At 21.7% G+C, this 15655-nt stretch carries 12 protein-coding genes; 6 read left to right on the top strand and 6 right to left on the bottom strand.

Annotated elements, in window-relative coordinates:
* Positions 1-160 precede the first annotated feature (160 nt).
* The gene (rnr, locus tag EXC65_RS00605) at positions 161-2230 is read right to left on the bottom strand and encodes a ribonuclease R (protein ID WP_129719573.1); all 2070 of its coding nucleotides are present in this window, start codon (positions 2228-2230) and stop codon (positions 161-163) included.
* A 2-nt stretch (positions 2231-2232) separates the two neighbouring features.
* Positions 2233-2463, bottom strand: coding sequence for a preprotein translocase subunit SecG (gene secG, locus EXC65_RS00610; RefSeq protein ID WP_129719574.1), 231 nt, complete (start codon positions 2461-2463; stop codon positions 2233-2235).
* Positions 2464-2957: 494 nt separating this feature from the next.
* On the opposite strand from secG, the gene EXC65_RS00615 reads away from it, so the two are divergent.
* The 5 genes from EXC65_RS00615 (at position 2958) to metG (ending at position 9770) form a co-directional block, all read left to right on the top strand.
* Positions 2958-3815 (top strand): MAG4940 family membrane protein, encoded by an 858-nt coding sequence (locus EXC65_RS00615; protein ID WP_408631343.1) that lies wholly within the window; start codon positions 2958-2960, stop codon positions 3813-3815.
* Positions 3816-3824: 9 nt separating this feature from the next.
* The gene (locus EXC65_RS00620; protein ID WP_129719576.1) at positions 3825-6101 is read left to right on the top strand and encodes an MSC_0775 family lipoprotein; all 2277 of its coding nucleotides are present in this window, start codon (positions 3825-3827) and stop codon (positions 6099-6101) included.
* A 330-nt stretch (positions 6102-6431) separates the two neighbouring features.
* On the top strand, positions 6432-7442 hold the full coding sequence (locus EXC65_RS00625; RefSeq protein WP_197724532.1) for a nicotinate phosphoribosyltransferase: 1011 nt from the start codon (positions 6432-6434) through the stop codon (positions 7440-7442).
* On the top strand, positions 7435-8205 hold the full coding sequence (locus tag EXC65_RS00630; protein WP_129719578.1) for a tRNA1(Val) (adenine(37)-N6)-methyltransferase: 771 nt from the start codon (positions 7435-7437) through the stop codon (positions 8203-8205). The genes EXC65_RS00625 and EXC65_RS00630 overlap by 8 nt, the downstream gene beginning before the upstream one ends.
* 8 nt (positions 8206-8213) lie before the next feature.
* The gene (metG, locus tag EXC65_RS00635; protein ID WP_129719579.1) at positions 8214-9770 is read left to right on the top strand and encodes a methionine--tRNA ligase; all 1557 of its coding nucleotides are present in this window, start codon (positions 8214-8216) and stop codon (positions 9768-9770) included.
* On the opposite strand, the gene EXC65_RS00640 is transcribed toward metG, so the two are convergent.
* Both EXC65_RS00640 and EXC65_RS00645 read right to left on the bottom strand, forming a co-directional pair.
* Complete coding sequence (locus EXC65_RS00640) at positions 9757-10098, bottom strand: MAG1140 family protein (RefSeq protein WP_165001311.1); 342 nt, start codon at positions 10096-10098, stop codon at positions 9757-9759. The two genes, metG and EXC65_RS00640, sit on opposite strands and share 14 nt — an antisense overlap.
* A gap of 37 nt (positions 10099-10135) precedes the next feature.
* On the bottom strand, positions 10136-12154 hold the full coding sequence (locus EXC65_RS00645) for an Mbov_0121 family peptidase domain-containing ABC transporter (protein WP_129719581.1): 2019 nt from the start codon (positions 12152-12154) through the stop codon (positions 10136-10138).
* A 186-nt stretch (positions 12155-12340) separates the two neighbouring features.
* Here EXC65_RS00645 and EXC65_RS04660 point away from each other — a divergent pair, with 186 nt between their 5' ends.
* A complete protein-coding gene (locus EXC65_RS04660) occupies positions 12341-12472 on the top strand; it encodes a hypothetical protein (protein ID WP_276310784.1) in 132 nt (43 codons plus the stop codon).
* 30 nt (positions 12473-12502) lie between these two features.
* Here the strand turns inward: EXC65_RS04660 and EXC65_RS00650 are convergent, their stop codons facing one another.
* Together EXC65_RS00650 and EXC65_RS00655 are read right to left on the bottom strand one after the other, a co-directional pair.
* The gene (locus tag EXC65_RS00650; RefSeq protein WP_129719582.1) at positions 12503-14146 is read right to left on the bottom strand and encodes an alpha,alpha-phosphotrehalase; all 1644 of its coding nucleotides are present in this window, start codon (positions 14144-14146) and stop codon (positions 12503-12505) included.
* Complete coding sequence (locus tag EXC65_RS00655; protein ID WP_129719583.1) at positions 14136-15653, bottom strand: PTS transporter subunit EIIC; 1518 nt, start codon at positions 15651-15653, stop codon at positions 14136-14138. Before EXC65_RS00655 ends, EXC65_RS00650 begins: the two co-directional genes overlap by 11 nt.
* Between the last annotated feature and the right edge of the window lie 2 nt (positions 15654-15655).

Raw genomic sequence — 15655 nt, forward strand, 5'->3', positions numbered from 1 at the left:
ATACAAAGTTTAATCATTATTATAATAGAATAATATTGTTTTAAAAAAATAATAAACAATAAAAAAAACATTTTTTTAGTGCCACTGAACTTCATAACACATAAAAAAAACTACTACATTTTGAATGAAGTAGTTTTTTTAATTTTATTATAAAATAAAATTAAGTTGCTAAAATGGCATTAATTTTACCATTTTGTTTATCAATAGATTCAATTAAAACAAAAACATATTGTCCAATTCTAAAAGTGTTTTCTGCGTTTTTTAAAATTAGTTCATTTTCATCAATTTCATAATTTTCTCCAGGAAGAGTAGAAACATGGATTAATGCACTTGAGCTTGTTTCTAATTCAACAAATAAACCAAATTTTTTAATGCTAACAATTTGAGCTTTAAATTCTTGATTTATTTTTTTACCATAGTATTCAGCTGATTTTATAGCAAATACATTTCTTTCTAATTCAACAGCACTTTGTTCACTAGCAGAATTTAATTCAGCAATTTTAGGTAAAATATTTTTGAAATATTCTTTTTTTTCAAAATTTTTGTTAAATATAAATTCTCTTATTATTCTATGCAAAATTAAATCCGGATATCTTCTTATTGGACTTGTAAAATGGCTGTAAAATTCTGAAGCCAATCCAAAATGACCAATATTTTTTTCAGAATAAAATGCTTTGTGCATTGTTCTCAAAAAATTAATTTTTATAAAATTATCAAATTGATATTTTTTAATTTCATTAATATTTTTTGCAAAATCTATAGGTTTTTCAGAATGCTTAACTTTAACATTTATGTTTAAAATTTTTAAAACATTATTTAGTTGATTAATTTTTTCTTCTGATGGTGCCTCATGAATTCTATAAATATTTGGAATTTTTTTCTTATAAAGAAATTCAGCTACATTTTCATTAGCCCTAACCATGAAATCTTCGATCATAGCTTCACTTTCGCCTGTTTCTTTTATTAAAATATCAATAGTATTTCCGTTTTCATCTAAAACTAATTGTGGTTCTTGAATTGCAAAATCAATATATCCTTGTTTGTTTTTTTTGTTTCTAATAATTTGTGAAAGTTCTTTTGCATTATCCAAAAGATTAATTATTTTTTCTTCAAAATTAAAACCATGTTTGTAATATTTATTTACTTCTTCATATGTAAGTCTGGCTTTAGAATTTATTACAGAAGGATAAATTTTTACTCATAAATTATCTCCATTTTTGTCTATCTCACATTCCATTGTAATTGTCAATCTATCAACATTCGGATTTAATGAACAAATTCCATTAGATAGTTCAAATGGCAACATTGGAATTACTGTATGAGGTAAATAAATAGAAGTCCCTCTTTTTTTTGCTTCTATATCAATAATGTCTTCATCATTTACGTAATAACTTACATCAGCAATATGGACACCTAAAATAAAAGTATTATTTTGAGTTTTTTTTATACTTATTGCATCATCAAAATCTTTTGTAGATTTTCCATCAATTGTAACAATAGTTTCATGTCTCAAATCAATTCTTTCTTTTAAATCATTTATACTGACTTCTTCAGGTAATGTACTAGCATAATTTCTGATCTTTTCAGAAAAAGAATGTGGCACTTCTGAAGAGTTAATAGCAATCTTCATATCCATAAATTTGTCTTGAATTTTTCCTAGTTTTTCAACTAAAGATATTCTATAAAAATATTTTGTTGCTTCTATAACTTTTATTTTTACGACATCATTTTCTTCTAATGAATATTGTTTATCTCATTTAAATTTACCATTAATTTTTTTATCAATTGAAACAAAATCAAAATAAACATCATTTTTAACAATATAACCATAATAAAAATTATCACTTCTTGTAATTACTTTATCTACAATAGCCATATATTTTTCATCATTGCTATCTTCTTTAAAAATAGATATTTGGACTACATCATTATTAAGGGCATTATTTAAAAATTTTTTAGGAACAAAATATGATTTATCCTCATCATCTACAAAACCAAAACCTTTGTTATTTATTTTTATTTTTCCAACTGTTTCGCCTAATTTTTCTAAATAAAAATATTCATCATCTTTTGTTAAAAATAATTTATTTTTTTCTACTGCAGACTTTAAAAATTTTGAAAAATCAAAATTTTGATTTTTTGGAATTTTAAGCATTCTCACCAAATCAATATATTTATATTTCTTGTTTAAAATTCTTTTTTGAATATTTTCTAAATTAAATATAGCCATATTTAAAATAACCTACTTATAAGTGTCAAGACTAAAAGTAAAAAACCTGCAAAAAACATAATTCATTTTATTATTTTTTTAAATCCTTTTTCTTTTGAAACTTTAAAAAGATCAAGATCTGATGATCCGACTAAAGCTCCGGAAAAACCTTTTGAATCTGGAGACATTAAAAGAGAAACAATCATGATAATGATGGATACAATAACTAAAATAACTACTAAAAAAACACTCATTCTTTCTCCTATTTATTTTTATTAAATAATTATAAAGTAAAACAAATAAAAAAAATATAATAAAAATTATGATCTTTTTTTATTTTGTAGAAAACATATTTTATTTTTAAAAATTTTAGTTATTTTTTATCAATTTTTTATCCATAAATATTTCAATATTTTCTATTAATTTCGAAATAGTTTTTTTATTTATTTTATTAAATTTTGATGAATTTATAATCATACTTAATATATGTAATAAAATTATTCCAGAAAAAAAAGACAAAATTATAATTAATGGTGCAAAATTTTAGTAATTATGTCATTAACAAAAAAAGTTCTATCATTTTCAAGGAATAATCAATTAGAACGAAAAGCTATTTTTCATTTTGTATTATCAACAATAGTTTAAATTTGTAACAAATGTGAAAAAAAATAATGAAAATAACGAAAATTTAGTCTAAAATTTGTTTTTTCTTTTTTTTTTTTTTTTAAATTATTATAATCATAAAGTCATGACAAATTTCGAGAAATTAAACACTTATTTTAGTTTAAGTACATTTATCATTGAAATAATAGGCACGTTAATATTGACTTATTTTATTTTTTTAGGAAAGTATTTCGTGACTAAAACAAAAAAAAGTAATTTATTTTTTGCGCTTTTTTGTTCTGGTGCAACACTTTTAGCAATAATAACAACTTGAACCATTCAAAGTTTTTTATCAAAAACACAAAGCCATGTTTATTTTAATTTTATATTTGTGTTAATTCAAGTTTTTTTTCAAGGAATAACTAAAAATTGGAACCAACCTCCATTACTCAAAGGTTTACCTTATTTAATATCTTCACAAATCATTGGAACCATTTTTGGAATAGTTTTAGTGTATTTTACAATTTTTGGACTTGAAAAATATTCATCAAATGAAAAATTAACATTTTCAATGTATAAAGATAATAAATCCAAAGATCCTAATGTAGTTTATTTTAAAAATCTTTTCAAATATAAAAGTGTAAGTTACTCTAGACACACAATTAAAGAATTCATTTTTTTGGCTATATTTATAATTACAATATCATTTATAAATTATATTAATGATGTTAAATTTCAAACTAATATTTTCTATAAAACATTAATTGTAATTTTTATTTTGATGTTAGTGCTAATTTTATCATCAGAATTTAATTTTTTTATGTTTAGTGTTTATATTAGTTTAACTTATTTGGTTTGTGGCGCGTTAACAAGAAAAGTTACAAAAAACGAAATTATTAATTTTTGTATTTCATTTGGATTAACAATTGTTATAACAATTTTTATAAGTTTAATGTTTTTGCTATTTGCTAATAAAGCAAAAATAACTTTTTCATTATCATAGGAGAAAAAAATGAAATTAAAAAGAAAAAAATTAAAATTTTTTATTTTTTCAACATTATTTTTAATTAGTTTAGGTACAAGTGCTATTTCTGCATCATGTGGATATAGTGCCCCAAATTCATCATTAAATAATGTGGATAAAAAAACAGAAATAAATGATTTAAAATATGTTAAAGAATATTTAAGCACACATTTTGAAAATGAAATTTCCAATTACAAAGATACACCAAGTTATCAATTGTGAAATTTTTTCAATAAAAAATTAGATGAAAAAATCAGAGTTAAACATAATCTCGACTTATCTAAAATTTTAATTGAAGATTTTAACCAAAATTTAACAGCAGAACAAAATCTTTATTTAGATGATAGTGAATTAGATAAAGCTGATATTTCAATAAATTGAAAAGATATTGAATATAAAATAGATTTTAGCCAAATTAGAATTGCTTCTGATGAAACTAGTGAATTAGTTGTTCCTATTGTTTTTAAATTCAAAGCACCTAATAATAAGAAAAGAATTAAAACAGTTGAACGTCGTATTAATGGTTTCAAAGTTGATGAAGAAAATGAAAATTTAAAAAATAAATTAAATTTGTATATTGAAAAAGTGTTATCATCCAAAAATAAAACATTTTCAATTAATAATAAAATTTCCATTGTTGAATTTGAGCAATTATTTAAAAAGTACAAATCATATTTAAAACAATTTAATAATGATTTATTATCAACAATTGTATTTGATGCCCCTATATTAGAACAAAACAAAGTTATAGAAGAAAATGTTGAATACAACCATTTTTTAACTAATGTTGAAATAGATTCAAAAAATTTGGAACAAGCAAAATTAACTTATCGTTTTATAGCTAAAACAAATTCAATAGATAATTCCAGTAAGAAAATAATAAAGACTAAAAATATTGAAATTTATCTTAAAGATTTTAAGAAAATTTCAGATCAAGAATCTAAAATATTATTATCTAAAATGTTAACAATCAAACCACAAAGTCATTTATCACCTAATCATATTGATTTTGATTTGATAGACATTAGTGATTTAGAACATTTTATCCTTGAAAGCGATAATGAAGAAATTAATTTTGAAATTCAAAAAATAGAAAAAGATGATGTAGACAATAAAAAAATGTTAATTTTTACAATTGTTACAAAATCTAAAATTGCTGAATTTAATAACAAAATTTTTACTAAAAAATGAGGTATTCCTAAAAAAGGTTATTTATTTAGAGAAAATCAAAAAAGTATTCAAGATTCAACGAATATTTATAATCTTGAAATAAGTGAACTTACACAAGAAAATTTAACTCAAATCGATAGTATTAGTGAAAGAGCGGGTGCCGCAATTCTTTCAGGTGGTTTTTTAGATAATCGTGGTATTTATACCGGTGAAAAGCAAGCATTTCAAGTTCATTTGGGAGAAGATGTTATTGTGCCGCAAGACACTTTGATTCATGCTCCTTTTAAAGGAAAAATAGTTGGTGGAGTTTATTTAGAATCTAATCAATTAGGTCAAGGAATAGGTGCAGCACTTTTTTATGAAGTTGACAGAGAAAATCTTGATATTGATAGTGAGATATTGAATAATGAACTATTTGGGATTAAAAAATTTTACTTTAAATTTATCCATTTAGATTTTAATTTTTTTAAAGAATTAGGAGAAGTATACACTCTGAACGATGGTAAAAGAAATATCCATGTTCTTAAAGCTAGTTTTGAACAACCTATTTTGGTTGAAAAAGGTCAAATAATAGGCAAAGTAGCAAATAAATCACTTAATGGTGGGTGAATCCCTCATGTTGATGTTGTAGTTTGAGATGGAACACATGGATTAAAAGAAAACTACGAAAGAAATGATGAAGAAAAATTTTTAGATCAAAATGTTTTAGATACTAATAATGAAAAAATTTCAATTTCAGCTTCTTCAATCAATGATAAAAGAATTAAAACAGCTAATCAACAAATAAAAAACCAAAAAAATCCTACATTACCAACAATTTCTGTTGGATTAAAACTTATAAAAGGAAATATTTCAAAAACAAATGATTCAAAAGAACCAATAGATGAGCCTTTATTGGCACAAGATATTAATAATAATATTTTAGATTTACATCATGTTAAAAATATAAACAATAAAATATATGATAGAAAAAATCCAACATTTGGATATGACAAAAAATATAATGTTTTAAATCCTAATTTATTTTTTCAATTTGTAGATGAAAATTCACTAGTAGTTGAATTAGAAGATTTTTTTGCTAAAGCTAAAAAATAAAACTATTTTTTATTGTTACCACAAGCATTTATGTGCTTGTTTTTTTTAAATATTTTTTTATCACTGAAATTTAAAATATTATTTCTAATTAAAATTCAAACATTTACAAAAATTATTTGTTTTTATAAAAATAAAAATTACATTTGTTTATTTAATTTTTATTAAAAAGCTATATAACACTTTCTATCATTTTAAAACTTAATTATAAGCTTAAAAATAGTATTTTTCATAAAATCAAAAATAAAAAAATGTTATAATTAAGCAAGCAAGGTAGTTTGAAAAAAATTTATTGTCGTTGGTTGAATGCTACTAAATTATTAAAATAAAGGAATATATGACAAAAAAAAATTAGATTATTATGCAGCTAATTACTTTTTAAAGACAAAAAAAATTATTGAAAGATTCAATAATGGTTCTATTGTAACTCTGCAATTTTTTCAAAGAATTGATAATTCGATTTTAGGTGGGATGAATGAAGTTTTAAATTTACTAAAAAAACACACTAACACTTCTAAATATAAAATAAAATTTTTGCCTGAGGGTTCTATTATAAATAATAAGGAAGTGGTTTTAGAGCTTGAAGGAGAATATAAATATTTTGGAATTTATGAAGGTATTATTGATGGAATTTTAGCAAGAAGTACTTCTATTGCTACAAATGCAAAAAGATGTATTGATGCAGCTAAAGGGAAAGAAATCATTTTTATGGGGGATCGTTCAGATCACTATTTAAATCAAGAAATTGATGGAATTGCTGTCGAGCTTGCTGGAATCAATGCTCATTCAACAGATGCAGGTGCTCGTGGTGATAGCGAAAGAGTCTTCGGTAGCATTCCGCATGCTTTAATTCAAAATTTTGAAGGTGATTTAGTAAAAGTAATGCAATATTATTATGAACTTTTTCCTGAAGATCCTTTAATTGCATTAGTTGATTTTACGAATGATGTTATTACTGAGTCATTAAAAGTTTTAAAACATTTTGGTAAAAAGCTTTATGGTGTAAGAGTTGACACTTCTAAAGCAATAAGAGACAAAATGTTTAAAAATAATGAAAATGAATTTGGTGTGACAGTAAATCAAATTAAAAAATTACGTCAAGCTTTAGATGAAAATGATGGAAAACATGTAAAAATTATTGTTTCTTCAGGTTTTAATCCTGATAAAATAAGCAAATTTGAAAAAGAAAATGCACCTGTTGATTCATACGGTGTTGGTGAATATATGCTAAAAATTAACAACACTTTTAGTGCTGATGCTACAAAAATCAATGGCAAACTTTTAGCAAAAGAAGGTAGAAGATATTCAGAAAATAAAAAATTAGTTGTATACAAAAATGAATAAAAAAAATGTTGTAAAAAACTCATTAGGTTATGATTCTGATTTATATATATACCAAGATAAAACAATGTTTAATTATTCTGTTGATACAATTTTGCTTGGTAATTTTGTTTCATTAAATCGTAAAACTAAAAAAATATTAGAAATTGGTACAAATAATGGAGCTTTAGCTATTTTTGTTGCAGAAAGACACAAAGAAATACAAATTGATGCAATTGAAATCCAAAAAAAAGCTATTGTTTTAGCTAAAAAAAATGTAGAATTAAACAAAAAAGAAGCACAAATAAATTTAATTCAAGAAGATTTCAATGTTTTTTACAAAAAACATATGAAAAATCAATGAAAAAAATATGATACTATTATTTGCAATCCGCCTTTTTATAAAGTTGCAAATAATATGAAAAGAACTAGTGTTTCAGAAGAATTGTTGATAGCTACACATGAAATAAAACTAACTTTAGAACAAATTATTGAAGGAAGCTCAAAAATTATTCAACAAAAAGGCTATTTAGCATTTGTTTTACCAACGGAAAGGTTTGTTGATTGTATTTTTTTACTAAGAAAATACAACTTCGAGCCTAAAAGAGTTAAAATGGTTTTTCCAAGAGAAAATGAAAAATCACATTTAGTTTTAATTGAAGCAAGATTCGCTTCTGGTTGAGGCACAAGTTTTGAAACAAATATTTATCTACATCCTCAAGATAAAAATGTTCATATTTATCGTGATGAAGTTAAAAAACTTTACAAACCTATAAAAATAAAATAAGGAGTAATATGCAAAAAAATAAAAAAACTTTTTTTATTACAAGTCCTATTTTTTATACTTCAGGTAATTTACATATAGGACATCTTTACACAAATACATTAGCTTGAGTTTTAAAAAATTACAAAATACTTAGAGGTTATGAAGCTAAATTTTTAACTGGTTCAGATGAACATGGGCAAAAAATTTTGAAAAAAGCTAATGAACTAAATATGGATGTTAAAGAATATGTAGATGCTCAAGTTGAAAAGTTTGTTGAATTATGAAAACTTGCTGAAATAGATTATGACTTTTTTTCAAGAACAACAAACAAAAATCATATGGAAATAGTGCAAAATATTTTTGAAAAATTACTTTCAAAAAAAATTATTTATAAATCTGTATACAAAGGATTATATTCTGTTAGTTCAGAAGAATTTTTAACACCTAATCAAGCAGTTGAGGAAAATGGAAAGTTTTATCATCCTGTAAGTAAAGATTTACTTATTGAATTAGAAGAAGAATCTTATTTTTTTAAAATGTCTAGTTTTCAAAAATGATTGATTAATCATTGAAAAACTAAACAAAATATTATTTTCCCAACTCAAGTTATAACTGAATTACTAAATAATTTTGTTAAAAAAAACTTAGAAGATTTATCAGTTACTAGAGTTTCTTTTGACTGAGGGATTAAAATAAAATCTGATAAAAAACATGTTATTTATGTTTGATTAGATGCTTTGTTTAACTATATTACAGCATTAAATTATTCATTAGAAAATGATAATGATTATGTAAAATTTTGAAAAAATGGTGATGAAAAAGTTCATATTATAGGAAAAGAAATTTCAAGATTTCATTGCATTTATTGACCTATTTTTTTAAATGCTTTAGATTTACCTCAACCTACTAAAATTATTGTGCATGGACTTATAAACGACTCTGAAGGTCGAAAAATGTCTAAAAGTTTAAATAATGTTGTTGATCCGATTTATTTACTAAAAAAATATTCACCAGAAGTTGTTAAATTTTATTTAAGCACTCAGTTAACAATGACTAGTGATTCTAAATTTGATGAAGAACATTTAAAAAGCATTTACAATTCTTTATTATCAAACAATTATGGTAATCTTCTTTCAAGAACAATTGCTATGGTTAAACAATCTTTTATTGATAAACCTGTAAAATACAAAGAAAATCAACTTACAAAATTAGAAAAAGAAATTTTTGATGATATTTTAAAAACAAAAGAAATATACATTAATGAAATGGATAATTTTTTAATTTCCAAAGCATATAAATCTGTGTTTGATTTTTCTAAAAAATTAAATGGTTATATAGATATAACAATGCCGTGAACACTCAAAAATAATTTAGAAAGACTTGAAGTTGTCTTAAACACTCTTTTAAATGGTATTTATTCAGTAAGTGTATTTTTAAGTATAATTTTTACAAAAAAAATAAATGAAGTAAAAAACCAGCTGAAAATAGATGATTTTTCTTTAGAAAATATAGGTAATTGAAATTTATTTGATAACATTATAGTTGAGAAAAAAGAGCCTTTATTTCAAAGAATTAGTGAAAAATAAAATCAAAAATATTAGATTTTTGACTTAAAATAATTTTTCCTAAAATTCTAGTATTAGGTTTAATTTTTAAATTAGTTGAATGAAAAAGCACAACATTAAAAACATCATTTTTGATGTTTTTTATTTCTTTTATTTTTAAGTAAAAATTTTCATTGTTTTTAGCATATTTTTGCTCTATTAAAATTTTACTATTTTTATTAATTTCATAATACAAGTTAGAATTTATTTTAAAATTCATTTGATTCTGATTATTTATTTCAATTTCAACTAAAATATTTTTTTTATAATTAATTTTATATAATAATGCTAAAACTATAAAAAAAATCATTGTAATTAATAATAATGAAAAAATTAAAATTTTAAAATTATAATTTTTGAACATTAATTTTTTTGGAATCCTTTATAAATTTATGTGAATGGGAAACTTCTACAAAAATAGCATCATTTTGAAAATCATTAATTAATATTTTTAAAGTGTCAAAATTTTCATCAGAAATATTTTCAAATGCTTCATCCAATAAAATCAAGTCATATTTTTGATTAAATAACTTTAAGAGCAAAATAATTTGTTTTTGACCCAATGAAAAATTTGATCAATCATTTTTTATTTTTTGGTTTAAATTTATTTTTCATTTTTCTAACATCTTAGTTAAATCATAATATTCAATATTTTTTACAAACACTTTTTCTTTTGTTGAATTTTTGTCAATAATAAATTCATAAACTGTTACATCTATTGATGGTGTGTTTCCAGAAATATAAATAATTTTATTTCTTAAAAAATTTTTATTTAAAAAACTTAACGCTAAATTATTAAAATAAATTCCTTTTTCAAGTTCTAAATCTAAATTTAAAATTTTCAAAAGAGTTGATTTACCTGTTCCATTATTACCAATAATGTGTATGTTTTCTTTTATTTCGAAATTTTCAATTTTTAAAATTGTTTTTAAATTATTGTATTTGTAATTTATATTATTTAAGTTTATAGTGTTAATTTTATCTAAATTATTATTTCCATTTTTTTCTTTTGGTAAAAATAAAATAAATTTTAATAAATCATAATCATTAATAAAAATCGGATAAGAAATTATTAGATCAGTTAAACTATTTAAAGGGTTTAAAAAATTAGAAATAAAAGTGATAAAAAGAATCATTGTTCCAATTTGAATATTTTTATTAATAACAAACAAACTTGAAATAAAGATACTAAAAATAGGTAAAAATTCACTTAATAAATTTTTTGCATTTTGGAACACATAATTTATTTTTCAAATAAAATTTTCTTCTTTTTTATAATCATTTAATTTTTTTTCAATATTAAATTGCAACATTTTATTAATATCTTTATTTTTTATTTTCTCAATATTTTTTATAATATCAAAAAAGCTAGAATTAAATTCTATGTTTTTTTGGTTTAAAATATTATATTTTTTATTGACAATTTTTTTATATATAAAACTAATTAAAATAAAGAAAATCCCAATTATTAATGTGATAATAAATAAATATTTATTAATTAAATACAAAACAACAGTTGAAAAAACAAAACTTACCATTTCACCAAAAAAAGAATATAAAAAATGAGAGCAATAAAAAGAAAAACCAGGAATAATTGAAAATCTTTTTATATAATCTGAAATTTCTAATTTTAATAGTTGTGAATTTTTTCCTTGTTTTATTGAAAACAAAAAATTTTTGATAATTTTATATTCAATGTTATTTTGCAGTTTTTTAATATAAATATTCTTGATAATATTTTGGCTAAATTTAAAAAGAAAAATTCATAAAAAAATAAATGATATTTTAAATAAAAGTTCCTTATCATTGAATGGCAAAATTTTTTCAATTACTGTTTTCAAGAAAAATGCACTAGAAAAATGTAAAATTGAGACTAATAAAATTGAAAAAAATAAAAAATAATGCTCTTTCTTGTTTAAAAAAGTAAAAATTCAATTTTTTGTATTTTTTATTTCAGGATTAAAAATTTTATTTGGAAAAATAATAATATCAACAAACATTTTTTCAAAATCATTAATCTTTATTTTGCGATTCCCTATTAAAGGATCAGCTATATAAAAATATTTTTTATTTTTATTTTCTAGAATTACATAATGATTGTTATCATTTTCATTAATTAACAAAATTACTGGTTCATTTAATTCTTCTTTTTTTAATGTTTCAAAATCAATATTGTATGCTTCTAATTCAATACCTCATTGAAAAGCTAAATTTTGCAAATTTTTTATAACAATTCCATCATCACTAAAAAAAGCGCTTTTTTTCAACTCGAAAAGTGATATTCACTTTTTATTATAGTGATAAAACAAAGCTTGAAATACTACTAAACCACAATCTTTTAAATCATTTTGTTTTTTTATTTTCATATTTAATAATAGATTTTTCTTTCTTTTAAAATGATAAAAAAAATAAATATAAAATTTGAGAAAAAAAAGTTTGTATTAAAAACACTTTTAATAAGGTTCAAACTTATTTTAAAAGTGTTTTTAAATAATAAATTTATTTTTTATTTTTTTAACAGACCCATACGCACTATATTGTAGGTTATTATTATGTATATTAAAAACAAAATAATTAAAGATGACACAAACAATAAAACAGATGTTGTTGTATTATATTTCTTAAATTGTCAAAAAAATAAAATTAAACTAAAAATTAAAGATTGTAAAAAAGCAATTAAATAATGAAATTTTGAATATTTATTTTTAAATCTTCTATTTTTTTTCATATTTAAATATATAAAAATTTAAAGGTTTTAAACTTAAAAAATTTTTAATTTTACATCTTGTATTACTAAAAATAAGACTCAAATTTTCATTAACAAATTGACTAATATTTTGTTGTTTTTGTGATAAATTAAAAATAAATAATCACTTTGTGTTATTTAGATTTCTCTTAAAAACAAATAAATTAGAATTTGATTTTAAAAAAGTAATTTTTCCATTTGTAAGAATTTCATTATTTTTTCTTAAATAAATTAAATTTTTGTAAAATCAAACTACTGATTTTTTATTGCTAATTTGATTATCTAAATTAATTTGTTTGAAACTAGATGAAACGTTTATTCATGGTTTGTGAAAACTAAAACCAGCATTTTTACTTCCATTTCATTGAAAAGGAGTTCTCGAATTATCTCTGCTAAATTTTGAAATAATTTTTAAAATTTTATTTTTTCCCATACTATCAATGTTTTGTTTATAAAAATTTAATGTTTCAACATCATTATAATTTTCTATTTTTTTAAAGTTTGGATTTATCATACCAATTTCTTCACCTTGATAAATATAAGGAGTACCATAAAGCGTAAATATTAAACCACTAAATAATGTCGAAGATTCAAATCAAAATTTTTTTATATTTCCAAAACGGGAATTTGATCTAGGTTGGTCATGATTATTAAAAAATAAAGCAATATTTGCATTATTTTTAAAAAAAGTTTTTTGTCATTCAATCAAAATATTTTTAAATTCTGACTTATTTCATTTTTTAAAATTCCATTTTTGATTATTTTTGTAATCTAACTTAAGATGGTGAAAGTTAAAAATCATCGAAAGTTGGTCATAATTTTCATTTGAATGTTTTACTGCTTCTAAAATATTTGTAGAAGACATTTCACCAACACTAATAATTTTATTTGTTTTTAAAAAAGTATTTTTATTTAGTTCTTTCAAAAAAAATGATAAATTTGGACCATCTGTATAAAATTCTTTACCATCATTTTTTAATGAAATACATTTTGTAAAATTATTAGGTTTTGAAATTAAATTAATAACATCAAATCTAAAACCCTTAACCCCTAAAGAACTTCAATAGTTGACAATTTTAAAAATTTCTTTTCTTAATAAAGGATTATTTCAATTTAAATCAGCTTGTGTTTTGTCAAATAAAGCTAAATTTCATTTGTTCATCTCTTTATTAAAATTTCAAGCACTACCACCAAATTTTGACTTTCAATTATTAGGTGGTTCATTGTTGATGTTGTTTTCAAAAAAATAAAATTTTTGATATTTTTTAACATTTTTCAGTGCTTTTTGAAATCAAACATGTGATGTTGAACTATGATTGAATACCATATCTATCATTATTTCTATATTTTTTTCTTTCGCTTTGTTGATTAATTCTTTAAAATCATTAATTGTTCCAAAAACTGGATCAATTTCATAATAATTACTTACATCATAAAAATTGTCTTTTTTTGGTGATTTAAAAATTGGAGTTATTCAAATAACATCTATACCTAACCACTCTAAATAATCTAGTTTTGAAATAATTCCTTTTAAATCACCAAAACCATCATTATTAAAGTCTTTGAAAGATAAAGGATAAATTTGATAAATAATTTTATTTCTAAAATTCATTTTTAAGTCTTAATTTTTTGTTAAAAAATTTTAGTTTTGAAAAAATAAAACTTAATGTTATTGTTGAAGCTATAACTACTAACATTGTTATAGCAAATCATAAAAATCCACTACCAGGTAAAGTATAAACATCATTTACTTGTGATTTTGTTTGAATTGATAAAATTCCAAAAATACCTCCTGATCCTATACCATTTGAGGTAATACCAAAAATTGTTAATAACAATGAACCAAGTGCACTTGAAAAAATTGCTGCAAAAAATAGAAATATTTTTTTAAGATTTATTCCATACATAGCAGGTTCTGTGACACCTAATCAACAAGAAATAAAAGCAGATAAAGATTGTTCTCTGATTTTTTTGTCTTTTTTATTTAACATAACAAATGCTAGTGCAGCTGCTCCTTGAGCTATGTTGCTAATTGCTAATATAGGAAATACAAAACTTCCACCTAATTGTGCGGTATTTTGAATCATCAATGCGTTTAATGCATGGTGTATTCCAATTATAACCATTGGCGCATATAATAAACCAATAATTGGTGCGAAGAAATATTTACTTATTGTATTTGTTAAACTTCATTTAATTGCTTCACTTATAGCATAACCTATAATATAACCAAAAGGTCCTATTATGGTCATTGCTAAAGTATAAGAAATTAAAATAGTTAATAATGGCACAAGTATTTGCTTTAAAATATTTGGAATTACTTTTTTTAGCGTTTTTTCAATGTATGCACCTACAAAAGCAATAATTAATGCGGGGATTACTTGGGCAGTGTATCCAATTTTAAATGGGTAATGTCATTGTCCGAATTTAAAATCTTTATTTTCACTTATTCAATTAAAGATTCATAAGCTTTTTTCTCCAGCTTTTCCTGTAAGAGAGTAAATATTTGGAAGTTCAACTAAAAGTGTAAGACCAATTATAATCCCTAAAATGGGTGATTGATTCATTTTTTTAAATGTAGCATAAGAAATACCAACTGGTAAATATCAAAAAACAGCTGAGGCCGGAATTCAAAGAAAACTATTTAATCCATCAAAAAAAGCAATTCTATCTTTAATTACATAGCCATTTCAGTCAGTTTCTAAAATATTTCTAAATCCTAAAATTAATCCGCCAGCAACTAATGCCGGAATAATGGGAGCAAATATATCTGAAAAAAATATAAACATTTTTTCATATCATTTTAAATTTTTTGCACTAATTTTATTTAATTTTTCTTTAGAAACTATGTCAATTTCAGCAAATTTTTCTTTATTTATTAAAATTTCAAAATATTCATTTACTTCAATACCTAAAACAATGTGAAGTTGTCCTTGTGTAAAAAATACACCTTTCACTTCTTGTATTTTTTCTAGTTCTTGCATTTTTACTAAGTCTTTTTGTTTTATAACTAATCTAAATCTAGTTATACAATGTGAAGCAGAAACAATATTAGAAAAACCACCAATATTTTTTATTATTAAATCAACAGTTTCATTTTTATTATTTTTTTTAACCATTT

The sequence above is a fragment of the Mesomycoplasma neurolyticum genome (genome assembly GCF_900660485.1).
Classification (GTDB): Bacteria; Bacillota_I; Bacilli_A; order Mycoplasmatales; family Metamycoplasmataceae; genus Mesomycoplasma_A; species Mesomycoplasma_A neurolyticum.